Genomic DNA, 14,178 nt, shown 5'->3' with positions numbered 1-14,178 from the left:
AAGAGGCGACCATGAGTGAGACAACAGTAAAAGAAGGCAAGATCACCGAGTACATGGGCAAGCGCGTGTTTGAATTCATGCGCTGGCGCAAGCTGGCCGCCGCGCTGTCCATCGTGGCCGTCGTTGCCTCGATTGCCGCGCTGGCGATCAATGGGCTCAAGTTCGGCCTGGACTTCACCGGGGGTACCCAGGTGGAAGTGGGCTACGAGGTTGCCCCACAGATCGAGGATGTGCGCGGCCAGCTGGTGGACGCCGGCTACGAGGGCGCCACGGTGGTGCGCTTTGGCTCCGACAATGAGCTGCTGATCAAGCTGCCACCGGAAGTGACAGAAAAGCAGACCCAGGCCAGCGCCCGCTCCGAAGAGGCCACCCAGTCAATCGGCGACAAAGTGGTCGGTTTATTACGCCAGGGCACTGACGGCGATGTGGACCTGCGCCGCGTCGAGATGGTGGGCCCGCAGATCGGTGAGGAATTGCGTGACGACGGCGGCCTGGGCATGTTGTTTGCCCTGGTTGTGGTGATGGGATATGTGGCCTTGCGGTTCCAGTACAAGTTTTCCGTCGGCGCTGTCGCGGCGTTGATCCACGACGTGATCATCGTGCTGGGCTTCTTTGCACTGCTGAAACTGGATTTCGACCTGACCGTGCTGGCGGCGGTGCTGGCGGTGATCGGCTACTCGCTGAACGACACCATCGTGGTGGCGGACCGGATCCGGGAGAATTTCCGCAAGGTGCGCAAGGCGGATTCCGAGGAGATTATCAATATCTCCCTCAGCCAGACCCTCGGCCGTACATTAATGACCTCTTTGACGACCCTGCTGGTGCTCTTTGCCCTGCAGTTCTTCGGCGGCGAGCTGATTCACAACTTCTCACTGGCGCTGGTGGTGGGGGTGCTGGTGGGTACCTACTCGTCCATCTACGTGTCGGCGAATATCCTGATGGCACTGGGCATCACCAAGGAAGACATGATGCCGCCGGTCAAGGAAGGGGCCGAACTGGAAGAGATGCCCTGACCTGATGGGGCCGTGGGGCGGCCTACCGTGGGGCGGCCTACCGTGGGCGGCCTCGCGCGGGGCCGCCCTGGGCCGCGCCCGCGGAAATTCAGGAGAGGGCTGGAATCAGGCGCGGGGCTTCTTGCCCAGGGTGATGTGCTTGGGGCCCGAGGTGTTGGTCTGGCCACTGACACCCTTGGGCACCTGCTGGATTTCACCGCCGCCAGCGAGGAAGGCCTGTACCTGAGCTTCAATACTTTCGCTGGTTTCCAAGGCGGTGGGCTGCTTGCGCTTGGCAGCAGAAGTCGATTTCTTGGCCACAATAATTTGTCCGGTTTCTTCGTGAGCGGACTATTCTACAGCAGTCTGCACAAAAAATCACCTCTCCGCCAAGAATACCTCCGGATACGACAATTCGTAGAATTTAATGTCTCGCGAATGACCTGTTGCGGCATAAAAATGCCTGCTTTTATGCAGGCTCATTAATCTGGTTCTATCTCGGTCTCGCCCACCTCGTCGGCCTGCTGCGCTACTTCGGAAAGTGTCCATAACCAGAATGCAAGGCCACCGAGAACGATAAAGGCGAGGGCGCTGATCCATAACGGCACCAACGCACCCGCGACCAGCACTTCCGGCTGGGCGATCAGGCGCCACAAATGGGAGAGAGACAACAGGGCGAGAACGATACTGGCCAGTCTCAGCCCGCACTTCGGATTGTTCATGAGCTCATCTCCCCGCCGTCGGCACCACTACGCCAAGTTTAGGGTGCGGGAGCCCCGGATCCACGGCCGCAGCCGGCGTCAATTGGTGTCCGGCTGCGTCTGGCTGTGCCCTGCCACGCGGTGGTTGCTGGCTGCGAAAAAGCGACCCAGGTAGCGGGCGTAATTGATCCCGGCATCGCTGATGTACTTGCCGCTGGCCCGGCTCCCTCCTGACCAGGCGTGGTCCACCCCGTCCAGGGTCAGGGTGGTGATGCGGCCGTCATCCCACCGGCTTTCTTCTGCAGTGCCGCTGCCCTCGCTGATGGTGCTGGTGCCACGCAGCTTTTCCACCCCGTAAACCCGTGCCATGCCGCGGGCATTTTGTCCTGCATAGCAGGAGTTTACGGTGCTGTCCTGTGCACCGTGGGCAAAGGAGGCGACCTGGCTGGCGAAATGGGGCGCGTGGCTGCCGGCATAACTGAGGCAGCGTGCGGCCACGTCCGCGTTTTCACAGGGCCCCAGCGCACCGGCGGCGCTGGTGCCTATGCTCGGGCCGGCACTGGCGCCAACCCCGGCGAACACGTCCGGGGCCAGGCAGGCGGTGGTGTGGGCAAAACTGGCACCTGAGGATAGGCCGGCAATGTATACCTGGGCGGGGTCGATATCCCGTTCCCGGTCGGCGGCGAGCCCAGTGGCCAGCTGGACCAGTTTGCCGTAATCGCCCGCCGTACGTGTTCTTTCCCCCTCCCAGTAGGACCAGCAGCCGTAGCCAGCCTTGTGCATGGCTTCCGGCACCGCCAGTACCATGCCGAACTCCTCTGCCGCCTCTTCAAGATTCGCCGTGAGGTAGGCGTCGATCGGCTGCACGCAGCCGTGTAACAGAACCAGCAGGGCCTGGCCGTCCCCGATGGGGGAGCGGTTGTCGGGGGTATAGATGTGCACATTATCGAAGCCGCCAGCTGCGACGCCCTGCTGCCAGGAGCCCGCGGTCGCTGTGAATGATGTCAGGATTGCAGCCGCAAGTGCGAGGCCGGGAAGCGCGATCTTCATTTTTATTACCGTTATTGTTACCGGATTGGCTGAAGGGCAGCCTAGAAGGGCGGCGGCATCGCGGGAATGCGACCTTGGTTGTATGGCCGGGAGCGGGCGGCACCTGCACGGCCCCACCGCCAGCCAGGCGGAAGGGGGCTCAGGCGTCGTCTTCCCCGGTGGGTGCTTCCGGGAGGGGCCAGCCGCCCAGCTCACGCCATTTATTGACGATGCCGCAGAATAGCTCTGCGGTCTTCTCCGCGTCGTATTCGGCGGAGTGGGCGCTGCTGTTGTCGAATTCGATCCCTGCCACCTGGCAGGCCTTGGCCAGTACTGTCTGTCCATAAGCCAGGCCCGCCAGGGTTGCGGTATCAAAGCAGGAAAATGGGTGGAAAGGATTGCGCTTGATGCCGCACCGCTCCACTGCCGCGTTCAGGAACCCCAGGTCGAAGTGCGCATTGTGGGCCACCATGACCGCACGGGTGCAGCTGTGTTTCTTGATCGCCGTGCGGATCTTGCGGAACAGCTCGGGCAGGGCTATCTCCTCGGGCCAGGCCTCGCGGTCGGGAGACTCCAGGTCGATGCCAATAAAGTCCAGTGCCGACTGTTCAATATTCGCGCCCTCGAAGGGGTCGAGGTGGAAACTGTGGGTGTCCTCCGCAAATAGGGCCCCGTTCTCGTCCATGTCCAGGATCACCGCGGAAACTTCCAGCAGCGCGTCTGTGCGGGAGTTGAACCCGCCGGTTTCGAGGTCCACAACCACGGGCAGGAAGCCGCGGAATCGCTGGGCGAGCAGGCTCTTCGGTCCGGTCGGTTCTTCGGCGGGGGTCACTCGCTGTCCTTCTTGTCTGCTGTCGGTTGTTCGGAATCCACCAGGCGCCAGTTCAGGGTCTCGCCCGCGGCCAGGGGGACCAGCTGTGCGTCGCCCATGGGCAGGCTGGCCGGGATCTGCCAGGGCTCGCGTACCAGCGTGATTGTGCCATCATTGCGCGGCAGGCCGTAGAAGTCGGGGCCATACTCGCTGGCGAAGGCCTCGAGCCTGTCCAGCTTGCCGGCGCGCTCGAAAGCCTCGGCGTAGAGTTCGATGGCGCTGAAGGCGGTATAGCAGCCCGCACAACCGCAGGCATTCTCCTTCCGGTCCTGGGCGTGCGGGGCCGAATCGGTACCGAGGAAGAACTTGGGATTGCCACTGGTAGCGGCCTCGATCAGTGCGGACTGGTGATAGCCGCGCTTGAGGATCGGCAGGCAGTAGTAGTGCGGGCGGATGCCGCCCACCAGCATATGGTTGCGGTTGTAGAGCAGGTGGTGGGCGGTGATGGTAGCGGCCACCCCGTCGCGTGCCTTGCCCACGAACTCCGCCGCGTTGGCGGTGGTGATATGTTCAAGCACGATGCGCAGGGCCGGGAAGTCCTCTACCACACGGGACAGGATCTTCTCGATAAAGACCTGCTCGCGGTCGAAGATATCGATATCGCTGGTGGTCACCTCGCCGTGCAGCAGCAGCTTCATGCCGCATTCCTGCATGGCCTCGAGGGCCGGGTAAATATTGTTGATGTCGGTGACGCCCGAGTCAGAATTGGTGGTGGCGCCCGCGGGGTAGAGCTTGGCGGCGATTACCCCAGCCTTGTGCGCCAGTTCGATTACCTCGGCGTCGGTGTTGTCTGTCAGGTAGATCACCATCAGCGGCTCGAAGGGATTGCCGGCAGGGATCTGTTCGCGGATGCGCAGCTGGTAGAAGAGGGCATCCTCGGCATCGACCACTGGCGGCACCAGGTTCGGCATTACGATGGCGCGGCGGAACTGCCGGGCGGCATCGCCGACGGTGCGCTCCAGGGCGTCGCCGTCACGGAGGTGGATGTGCCAGTCGTCGGGGGCGCGAAGCGTGAGTTTTTCCATGGGGAATCTACCGCGGGATTTGGTCTCAGGGCTGTCGGGGCGCCGATGCTAACCGAACCGCCCGCAAATTGCGACGGCACGGCCTGATTAAAAAGTGATCATGGTGCCGGCAATATTGCACCAATAAAGCCGCGTAATAAGCATAGGTGCTAGTCGATTGCCATCTGAGGCGCTACAATCGCGCCCCGAAAAAGGCGGCTCGACCGCTGAACCTGGGCGCACTTCGAACAATAATTCCCCCCAGACAGACACCACAGGTATATACCGCGGCGCAGTTTCCTGCCCCGCGGCCCTGCTGCTGACAATACTCCCGGCTGAGGAACGCTATGAGCAAGATCGACAAGGTGGTACTGGCATATTCGGGTGGACTCGATACTTCGGTTATCGTGCGATGGCTGCAGGATACCTATGGTTGCGAGGTGGTGACCTTTACCGCGGATATCGGCCAGGGCGAGGAAGTCGAACCGGCGCGGGCCAAGGCCGAAGCGCTGGGCGTCAAGGAAATCTACATCGACGACCTGCGCGAGGAGTATGTGCGGGACTTCGTCTTCCCCATGTTCCGTGCGAACACCATCTATGAAGGGGAGTACCTGCTGGGTACCTCCATCGCCCGGCCCCTGATCGCCAAGCGCCTGATCGAGATCGCCAATGAGACCGGTGCCGACGCCATTTCCCACGGCGCTACCGGCAAGGGCAATGACCAGGTGCGCTTCGAGCTCGGTGCCTACGCGCTGAAACCCGGTATCCAGGTGATCGCCCCCTGGCGCGAGTGGGACCTGACCTCTCGCGAAAAGCTGATGAAGTACTGCGAGCAGCACAAGATCCCGGTGGATTTCTCCTCGGGCAAGAAGAAGTCGCCTTACTCCATGGACGCCAACCTGCTGCACATCTCCTACGAGGGCGGCATTCTCGAGGATCCGTGGGCCGAGGCGGAAGAGGATATGTGGCGCTGGAGCGTCAGCCCGGAAGCGGCGCCGGATACTCCCACCTATATCACCCTGGAATTCGAGAACGGCGACCCGGTGGCCATCGACGGCGAACGCCTGAGCCCGGCGACCATGCTCGAGCGCCTGAACAAGCTGGGTGGTGACAATGGCATTGGCCGGCTGGATATCGTCGAGAACCGCTATGTGGGCATGAAGTCCCGCGGCTGTTACGAGACTCCCGGCGGCACGATCCTGCTGAAGGCGCACCGGGCCATCGAGTCCATCACCCTCGACCGTGAGGTGGCGCACCTGAAAGACGAGCTGATGCCGCGCTACGCCAAGCTGATCTACAACGGCTACTGGTGGTCCCCGGAGCGCCGGATGCTGCAGGCGGCCATCGATGAGTCGCAGCAGGTGGTCAACGGCGAGGTCCGCCTGAAGCTATATAAGGGCAGCGTGAGCGCGGTGGGCCGCCGTTCGGCCGACAGCCTGTTCGATGAGCGCATCGCCACCTTCGAGGAAGACGCCGGTGCCTACGACCAGAAAGACGCCGAGGGCTTCATCAAGCTCAACGCCCTGCGGTTGCGAATTGCGGCCGGCAAAGGGCGCGACTTGATTTAAATCATTTTTACCGGGCGAATGATGCGTTTAAATCATCGTTTGCTGGCGGGCTCTGTCTATCGTGAAGGGACTGGGCCACGAGACCGAGGGCGGGCCTGCGCTCGCTTGTTGGAACTGTATTCAATAAAGCAATGGAAGTAACACAATGACGACAAGCGTGGTAAAGACTGGCCCCGTGCCAGCCTATGACTACAAGATCGTACGCCAGTTCACCATCATGTCGGTGGTCTGGGGTATCGTTGGGATGGGTGTGGGCGTGCTCATCGCCGCCCAGCTGGCGTGGCCGGCACTGAACGACCTGTTCCAGCCGTTCACCCACTTCGGGCGCCTGCGTCCGCTGCACACCAACGCGGTGATCTTTGCCTTCGGCGGCAGCGTGCTGTTCGCTACCTCCTATTACGTGGTGCAGCGCACCTGCCAGACCCCACTGTGGGGCGGCTGGCTGGTGCCGTTCACCTTCTGGGGCTGGCAGGTCGTCATTGTCGCCGCCGCCATCACCCTGCCGATGGGCCTGACTTCCTCCAAGGAATATGCAGAACTCGAGTGGCCGATCGATATCCTGATCGCGCTGATCTGGGTGGCCTACGCCCTGGTGTTCTTCGGTACCATTGCCAAGCGCCGCACCAGCCACATCTACGTGGCCAACTGGTTCTTCGGCGCCTACATCATCACCATTGCCTTCCTGCATATCGTCAACAACCTGGCGATCCCGGTCTACCCGTTCAAGTCCTACTCACTGTTTGCCGGTACCACTGACGCCATGATCCAGTGGTGGTATGGCCACAACGCGGTGGGCTTCTTCCTGACCGCGGCCTTCCTCGGCATCATGTACTACTTCGTGCCGAAGCAGGCGGGCCGCCCGGTGTATTCCTACCAGCTGTCCATCGTGCACTTCTGGGCGCTGATCTCGATCTACGTCTGGGCCGGTGGCCATCACCTGCACTACTCGGCGCTGCCCGACTGGACCCAGAGCCTCGCGATGATCATGTCCGTGATCCTGCTGGCCCCCTCCTGGGGCGGCATGATCAACGGCATCATGACCCTGTCCGGCGCCTGGCACAAACTCCGCACTGACCCGACCCTGCGCTTCCTGGTGGTTTCCCTGTCCTTCTATGGCATGTCCACCTTCGAGGGGCCGATGATGTCCATCAAGACGGTGAATGCCCTGTCCCACAACACTGACTGGACCGTGGGCCACGTGCACTCCGGCGCGCTGGGCTGGGTGGCCATGATTTCCATCGGTGCCCTGTACCACCTGGTGCCGGTGCTGTTCGGCCGCAAGCAGATGTACAGCGTGAAGCTCATCAATGCACACTTCTGGCTGGCTACTGTGGGCACCGTGCTGTACATCGCCGCCATGTGGGTGAACGGCATTACCCAGGGCCTGATGTGGCGCGCCTTCAATGCCGACGGCACCCTGACCTACAGCTTCGTCGAAAGCGTGATCGCCAGCTACCCGGGCTACATCGTCCGCTTTATCGGCGGTGCCTTCTTCCTGTTCGGCATGCTGTTGATGGCCTACAACGTCTTCCGCACGGTGACAGAGAAAGAGAACGCCGCCAGCGAAGACAACATCGTGCCGCATGCGCAGACAGCTTAAGGAGGTCAGATCGTGAAAAACCATGACATCGTAGAAAAAAACATCGGTCTGATGGTTGTCTTCATTGTTGTCGCCATCAGCTTTGGCGCCCTGGTGGAGATCGTCCCGCAGTTCTTTATCAAGGCCAACAATGAGCCGATCGAGGGCCTCGAGCCCTGGGATCCGGTAGTACTGGAAGGGCGCGATATTTATATCCGTGAAGGCTGCCATGTGTGCCACACCCAGATGGTGCGCCCGCTGCGCGCCGAGGTGGAGCGCTACGGCCACTACTCCATGGCGCAGGAGTCCGTATACGAGCACCCCTTCCTGTGGGGCTCCAAGCGCACCGGGCCGGACCTGGCCCGCGTGGGCGGCCGCTACTCCGACGAGTGGCACCGCGCGCACCTGTATAACCCGCGCAACGTAGTTCCGGAATCCAACATGCCGGCCTTCCCCTGGCTGTTCGACAACGTCGTGACCGGAGAGCACACCGCGGACAAGATGCGGGCCATGCGCGCTGTCGGCGTGCCCTACACCGACGAGGCTATTGCCAAGGCGAGCGAGCCCTTTGTTGGCGGCCGCGTGAAGGAAATCGACGCGCTGGTGGCTTACCTGCAGCAACTCGGGGTGCTGGTACAGCAGAAGCGTTAACAGAGGCGGTATTGGCTATGGATATTTTGCGTCAGATTGCCGTGGTCCTCGGCGCAGTGGCCTTCCTGGCTGTCTGCTGGTGGGCCTTCTCCCCGAAGCGCCGCAAGCGCTTCGAGGAGGACGCCAAGTTACCGTTCGCTGACGAAGAGCTGTCCCGGCGCTCGGCCGAGGCGGCAGATGAACAAGACACTGAAGAGAATTCGGCGGCAGGGGACCGGCACGATCCGGCCACGCCTCCCGCGGACAAGAACAAGGGGCAGGACGAAAAATGAGTACCTTCTGGAGTATTTGGGTAATTGTGCTCACTCTCGCCAACCTGGCACTGGTGATCTGGGTACTGTTTGCCAACCGCAAGGTGGCGGTTGACGACCAGCAGGAGCCGGGCAACCAGACCACCGGCCACGTGTACGACGGCATCGAGGAGTACGACAACCCGCTGCCGCGCTGGTGGTTCCTGCTGTTTGTGGGCACGCTGGTGTTCTCCGCCCTGTACCTGGTGGTCTACCCGGGCATGGGTAACTTCAAGGGTGTGGTCGGCTGGAGTTCCGTCGGTGAGCTGGAAGCGAGCCAGGAAAAGGCGCGCGAGAAATTCGACGAGTCCTTCGGCAAGTACGTCGAAATGCCCATCGAGCAGATCGCTGACAACCGCGATGCCCTGAAGATGGGTGCACGGATCTTTGCCAACAACTGCTCTGTCTGCCACGGTGCTGACGGTGGCGGCAACTACGGTTTCCCCAACCTGACCGACGATGCCTGGCTCTATGGCGGCACCCCGGAGGCCATCCTGGAGACCCTGCACAAGGGGCGCCAGGGCATGATGCCCGCCCAGGGGCCGATTATCGGCGAGGACGGGGTCAAGAACGTGACCGAATACGTGCTTGCCATGAACGGCCTTGAGCACAATGCGGACATGGCCACCCAGGGCAAGCAGGTGTTCGGCACCGTGTGCATGGCCTGCCACGGTATGGATGGCAAGGGCAACCAGGCCATCGGCGCGCCCAACCTGACCGACAATATCTGGCTCTACGGCAGCAGCCGTGAGCAGATCCAGCACACCGTCCGCGGCGGTCGCAGTAACGTGATGCCGGCGCAGAAGGACAAGCTGCGCGAGGACAAGATCCGCCTGGTAGCGGCCTACGTCTACAGCCTGTCGCGCCAGCAGGAAACGGCCCAGTAACATTCATCCATTTCTATCCGGCCCCGCCCTGGCGGGGCCTTCAGGACTCGGGCGCCACAGGGACGAAAAAGAAAAGCCTCATTGTTTGTCACCAAACCAGAGTGCCTGTTCGCCCCGGCGACCGGGTATAAGTGAGGTTCCGTGAGCGATCTGATACCGACCAGGGAAGAGCAGGAAGGTGAGGGCGAAGTCCGTTACCGCATGCTCTACGAGTCCGACGACAAGGTTTACACCCGCCATATCCGCGGTTTCTTCACCCGCGTGCGCAAGTACACCGGCCTGCCGTTGCTGGCCGCCTTCTTCTTCATCCCGTGGCTGAATATCGAGGGGCGCCAGGCCATCCACTTCGACCTGCCCGAGCGCAAGTTCCATATCCTCTGGAGCACCTTCGGGCCCCAGGATGGCTTCCTGCTGGCGTGGCTGCTGATCATCGCCGCGTTTGCGCTGTTTGCGGTGACAACCTGGCTGGGCCGGGTCTGGTGCGGTTTCACCTGTCCGCAGACGGTGTGGACCATGATGTTCATGTGGGGCGAGCGGGTCTGCCAGGGTGACCGCAGCAAGCGCATGAAACTGGACGCTGCGCCCTGGAGTGCCGAGAAGGTACTGCGCAAGGGCGGCACCCATGCGATCTGGCTGCTTATTTCCCTTGCCACGGCGCTGGCCTTCGTGGGTTACTTCTACGGCATCCGTGACCTGGTACTGGACCTGGCCACCTTCGACGCACACCCGCAGGGGGTGTTCTGGACCGCCTTCTTCACCCTGGCCACCTATTTCAATGCGGGCTTCATGCGCGAGCAGGTGTGCAAGTACATGTGCCCCTACGCCCGCTTCCAGTCGGTGATGTATGACAAGGACACCCTGGCGGTCCACTACGATGCCGAACGGGGCGAGGTACGCGGCCCGCGCAAGAAGGGGATCGACTACAAGGCCGAGGGCATGGGTGACTGTATCGACTGCTACTGGTGCGTGCAGGTTTGCCCGGTGGACATCGATATCCGCGACGGCATGCAATACGAGTGCATCAACTGTGGCCTGTGCGTGGACGCCTGCAACAGTGTGATGGACAAGATGGGCTACCCGCGCGGCCTGATCCGCTTTACCTCCGAGGATGAGCTGGAGACCGGCAAGACCAATTACCTGCGGCCGCGGCTGTTCGGTTACGCCTTCATCCTGCTGGCGATGACCGGCCTCTTTACCCAGCAGGTGGTGACCCGCAGCCCCATCGAGGCAGAGGTCCTGCGCGACCGGGGCGCCCGCATGTACCGGGAGTACCGGGGCGATATCCAGAACGTCTACACCGTCAAGATCAATAACATGGACCGCGCCGGTCACGAATTCACCATTCGCGTAGAAGGCGAGGAAGGGTACGATTACGCCCTGCGGAGGCCGCGGGAGATCTACCTGCAGGAAGGGGAAATCTACTCCGTGCCCATCCGCGTAAGCGTGCCCAAGGAGCAGGTCAAGCAGACCAAGCACAGTATCTCGATCATTGTGCAGGCGGTGGACAAGCCCGAGCTGATGGACAGGCACCGCACGGTCTTTATCGGGCCAAAGCAGTAGGCTGCACGCGCTGTGGCGCCGAGGTCGGGAAGACCGGCAGTATTTCCTGATTCAAAGTGAGTGAAAACGTGACTGAACATTCCCCCAAATCCCCGTCCCGGCCCTGGTACCGCGAAGCCTGGGCCTGGATGGTGCTGGCGCCCCTGATCCTGGTTGTGATTGCCTCGGCGATCTTTGTTTCCATCGCGGTGCGCTTTGCGGACGACACCGTCAGTGACACTTACTATAAAGACAGCCGCATGTATCACTTCAGCGAGGAGCAGGATCGCCGTGCTGAAGAGCTTGGCCTTGCGGGGCTGCTGAAATTCCGCAGTGCCGAGCAGCTGGTGACACTCGAGTTGAACGGCGACCTGGCAGATTACCCACAGCAGCTGCTGCTCACCCTGAGCCACCCGGTGGAGGCCGACCTGGACCGGCATGTGCTGCTTGAGGCCGTCGGGCCGGGGCGCTACCAGGGTAGCCTTCCGGAGGAACTTGAATACCGCTGGTACCTGCGGCTGATGCCGGAGACAGACCCCGAGCGCCACCTGGATGCCGAGTGGCGCCTCAAGGGCGAAATCAACTTTGAGCTGGGGGATGCCGTGCCCCTCAACCCCTCCCGCTGATGACGGAAAAATCCTGTTTTCACTGCGGCCTTCCGGTGCCCGCCGGCAGCCGCTACTCGGTGGTGGTCAATGGCACCGCGCAGCCCATGTGCTGCCCCGGCTGCGAGGCAGTGGCCGGGGCCATCGCTGCCGGTGGCCTGGAAAACTTCTACCGCTATCGGGATGCCAGCAGTGAGCGCCCGGAGCCGGCGCCGCCGTCGGATCGCTGGGTGGCCTATGACCTGCCGGAGGTCCAGCGCGAGTTTGTGCGCGACTGGGACGGAGACCGGCGCATCGCCAGCATGCTGGTCGGCGGGATTACCTGTGCCGCGTGTGTGTGGCTGATCGAGCAGCACCTGGGGGGGCTGCCCGGGGTGGAGAAGGTCTCCGTCAATGCCAGCAGCCACCGCGCGCAGGTGGTGTTTGACCCGCAACAGGTGACGCCGGCGGTGATCTTCGCCGCCCTCGCGGAGATCGGTTACCGGCCGGCGCCGGCCACCGCAGCCGGCAGCGAGCAGCTGCTCCAGCGCGAACAGCGCACGGCCCTGCGCCGGTTGGGGATCGCGGGCCTCGGCACCATGCAGGTGATGATGTTTGCGATCGCGCTCTACTTCGGTGCCAGCACTGGCATCGAGGCGGATATGGAGCGTTATTTCCGCTGGGTGTCACTGCTGGTCGCAACCCCGGTAGTCCTGTTTGCCGCCCAGCCGTTTTTCCATGGTGCCTGGCGCAGCCTGCGCAACCGGCACCTGAGCATGGATGTGCCGGTGTCGCTGGCGATCGGCCTCGCCTATCTGGCCAGCTTCTATGCCACGGTATTCGACACCGGCGAGGTGTATTTCGAATCCATTTCCATGTTCACCTTCTTCCTGCTGCTCGGCCGCACTATCGAGATGCGGGCCCGCCACCGTGCCGGCCTCGCCAGCGGCGGCCTGGCCCAGCTATTGCCCATTACCGCCACCAGGCTCACTGGCGGCGCGGAACAGCAGGTGCCGGTGGCTGCGCTGCAGCCGGCCGACGTGATCCTGCTTCGCCCGGGGGACACCATTCCCGCAGACGGGGAAGTCCTCGAGGGTAGCAGCGGCGTGGACGAATCCCTGCTCAGCGGTGAGTCGGCTCTGCAGCAGAAAACTGCGGGCAGCCGGGTCTTCGCCGGTAGTGTCAACGGCGACTCTTCATTGAGAGTGCAGGTCACCGCCGCCGGTGAGTCCACCCGCCTCTCTGCCATCGAGCGACTGGTGGAGCGGGCACAACTGGAAAAGCCGCGCCAGGTGGCATTGGCGGACCGGGTTGCCGGCTGGTTTGTGGCCACGGTTTTGCTGGCTGCGGGCGGCGCCTTCCTGTTCTGGTGGCAGGTGGACCCGGCGCGGGCCTTCTGGATCGCGCTATCAGTACTGGTGGTCACCTGTCCGTGCGCTCTTTCCCTGGCCACGCCGGCGGCACTGGCAGCGGCGACACTGCGGCTGCAGCAGCTGGGGCTGCTGGTGGCGGGCGGTAACCTGCTGGAAACACTGCCGCGTATCAGCCGGGTGGTGTTCGACAAGACCGGTACCCTGACGCGTGGGGAGCCCCGCGTGCTGGAGATTGACTGCCTGCGCGATGGGTGGGACGGGCAGCGGGTCCGGGCGGCGGCCGCGGCCCTGGAGTCCCACAGCAATCACCCGCTGGCCCGCGCGTTCCGGGCCTGGCGGGGCACCGCTGTAGCCTCGGACGTCAGGATCCACACCGGGCGCGGCCTGGAGGGAAGGGTCGACGGACAGCACCTGCGACTCGGTCGGGCAGATTTTGTCTGGCCGGGGCTGGCGTTGCCGGAAGGCGAGGGCCAGTGGCTCCTGCTCGGCGATGACAGCGGGGCGCTTGCCTGGATCGCTGTGGGCGACCGGCTGCGGGCCTCGGCGGTCCCGGCCATAGAGTCACTCTCTAAGCTCGGGCTGGAAGTGGAATTGCTGAGCGGAGACCAGTCGGCGGAAGTGGCACGTGTGGCAGCCGCCGCGGGCATCGGCGAGTTCCGTGCCGGGACCGCGCCGGAGGAGAAGCTGGACCGCATTCACGAACTGCAGCATCGCGGCGAGCGGGTGCTGATGGTGGGGGACGGGCTGAACGACGTGCCGGTGCTTTCCGGCGCCGATGCGTCGGTGGCCCTGATGTCGGCCGCCGACCTGGCGCGGTCACGGGCGGATGCCATCCTTTTGCACGGTGACCTGCAGGTGCTGCCGCAGGCACTGGCGCTGGCCCTGCGGTGTCGTCGCATAGTGCGCCAGAACCTGGGCTGGGCCCTGGGATACAATGCGCTGGCACTTCCGCTGGCCGTCTGCGGGCTGGTGCCGCCGTGGCTGGCGGCGCTGGGCATGTCGGCGAGCTCGCTGGTCGTGGTGCTCAATGCCCTGCGCCTTTCCGGCTGGCGTCCGGCGCCGACGCTGGACAAGGGGCAGTCCCTGGCCGTGGCACAAAGCGCGAGGTAA

The 14,178-nt window shown here is 63.1% G+C and carries 14 protein-coding genes; 9 read left to right on the top strand and 5 right to left on the bottom strand.

Annotation, left to right across the window (positions count from 1 at the left end; genetic code table 11):
* The first annotated feature begins 11 nt into the window (after positions 1 to 11).
* A complete protein-coding gene (gene secF, locus BLT26_RS04080; RefSeq protein ID WP_091508978.1) occupies positions 12 to 1,013 on the top strand; it encodes a protein translocase subunit SecF in 1,002 nt (333 codons plus the stop codon).
* 105 nt (positions 1,014 to 1,118) lie between these two features.
* Here secF and BLT26_RS04075 read toward each other — a convergent pair whose 3' ends face one another.
* The 5 genes from BLT26_RS04075 to pyrC form a co-directional block, all read right to left on the bottom strand.
* Complete coding sequence (locus tag BLT26_RS04075; RefSeq protein ID WP_091508976.1) at positions 1,119 to 1,313, bottom strand: hypothetical protein; 195 nt, start codon at positions 1,311 to 1,313, stop codon at positions 1,119 to 1,121.
* A gap of 161 nt (positions 1,314 to 1,474) precedes the next feature.
* Positions 1,475 to 1,714, bottom strand: a complete 240-nt coding sequence (locus BLT26_RS04070) for a hypothetical protein (protein ID WP_091508973.1) — start codon at positions 1,712 to 1,714, stop codon at positions 1,475 to 1,477.
* Between the two features lie 78 nt (positions 1,715 to 1,792).
* Positions 1,793 to 2,743, bottom strand: coding sequence for an extracellular catalytic domain type 1 short-chain-length polyhydroxyalkanoate depolymerase (locus BLT26_RS04065; protein ID WP_091508971.1), 951 nt, complete (start codon positions 2,741 to 2,743; stop codon positions 1,793 to 1,795).
* A 139-nt stretch (positions 2,744 to 2,882) separates the two neighbouring features.
* Positions 2,883 to 3,554 (bottom strand): ribonuclease T, encoded by a 672-nt coding sequence (gene rnt, locus BLT26_RS04060; protein ID WP_091508968.1) that lies wholly within the window; start codon positions 3,552 to 3,554, stop codon positions 2,883 to 2,885.
* Positions 3,551 to 4,618, bottom strand: coding sequence for a dihydroorotase (gene pyrC, locus BLT26_RS04055; RefSeq protein ID WP_091508966.1), 1,068 nt, complete (start codon positions 4,616 to 4,618; stop codon positions 3,551 to 3,553). Before pyrC ends, rnt begins: the two co-directional genes overlap by 4 nt.
* 326 nt (positions 4,619 to 4,944) lie before the next feature.
* Here pyrC and BLT26_RS04050 point away from each other — a divergent pair, with 326 nt between their 5' ends.
* From BLT26_RS04050 to BLT26_RS04015, 8 genes are all read left to right on the top strand, one after another.
* Complete coding sequence (locus BLT26_RS04050; protein WP_091508964.1) at positions 4,945 to 6,165, top strand: argininosuccinate synthase; 1,221 nt, start codon at positions 4,945 to 4,947, stop codon at positions 6,163 to 6,165.
* A 145-nt stretch (positions 6,166 to 6,310) separates the two neighbouring features.
* Positions 6,311 to 7,765 carry a cytochrome-c oxidase, cbb3-type subunit I gene (gene ccoN, locus BLT26_RS04045; RefSeq protein WP_091508961.1) on the top strand — a complete coding sequence of 485 codons (1,455 nt, stop codon included), beginning with the start codon at positions 6,311 to 6,313 and terminating at the stop codon, positions 7,763 to 7,765.
* A gap of 12 nt (positions 7,766 to 7,777) precedes the next feature.
* A complete protein-coding gene (gene ccoO, locus BLT26_RS04040) occupies positions 7,778 to 8,395 on the top strand; it encodes a cytochrome-c oxidase, cbb3-type subunit II (protein ID WP_091508959.1) in 618 nt (205 codons plus the stop codon).
* Positions 8,396 to 8,412: 17 nt separating this feature from the next.
* On the top strand, positions 8,413 to 8,667 hold the full coding sequence (locus BLT26_RS04035; RefSeq protein WP_091508956.1) for a cbb3-type cytochrome oxidase subunit 3: 255 nt from the start codon (positions 8,413 to 8,415) through the stop codon (positions 8,665 to 8,667).
* Positions 8,664 to 9,572: a cytochrome-c oxidase, cbb3-type subunit III gene (ccoP, locus tag BLT26_RS04030; protein WP_175453015.1), complete on the top strand. Its 909-nt coding sequence runs from the start codon at positions 8,664 to 8,666 to the stop codon at positions 9,570 to 9,572. The genes BLT26_RS04035 and ccoP overlap by 4 nt, the downstream gene beginning before the upstream one ends.
* Before the next feature lie 141 nt (positions 9,573 to 9,713).
* The gene (ccoG, locus tag BLT26_RS04025) at positions 9,714 to 11,132 is read left to right on the top strand and encodes a cytochrome c oxidase accessory protein CcoG (protein WP_091508953.1); all 1,419 of its coding nucleotides are present in this window, start codon (positions 9,714 to 9,716) and stop codon (positions 11,130 to 11,132) included.
* Between the two features lie 68 nt (positions 11,133 to 11,200).
* Positions 11,201 to 11,737: a FixH family protein gene (locus BLT26_RS04020; RefSeq protein WP_245720585.1), complete on the top strand. Its 537-nt coding sequence runs from the start codon at positions 11,201 to 11,203 to the stop codon at positions 11,735 to 11,737.
* On the top strand, positions 11,737 to 14,178 hold the full coding sequence (locus BLT26_RS04015; protein WP_091508944.1) for a heavy metal translocating P-type ATPase: 2,442 nt from the start codon (positions 11,737 to 11,739) through the stop codon (positions 14,176 to 14,178). Before BLT26_RS04020 ends, BLT26_RS04015 begins: the two co-directional genes overlap by 1 nt.

The sequence above is a fragment of the Microbulbifer yueqingensis genome (genome assembly GCF_900100355.1).
GTDB lineage: Bacteria > Pseudomonadota > Gammaproteobacteria > Pseudomonadales > Cellvibrionaceae > Microbulbifer > Microbulbifer yueqingensis.
The sequence above is the reverse complement of the archived record's forward strand: the minus strand, read 5'-3'. Positions and strand labels throughout refer to the sequence as shown.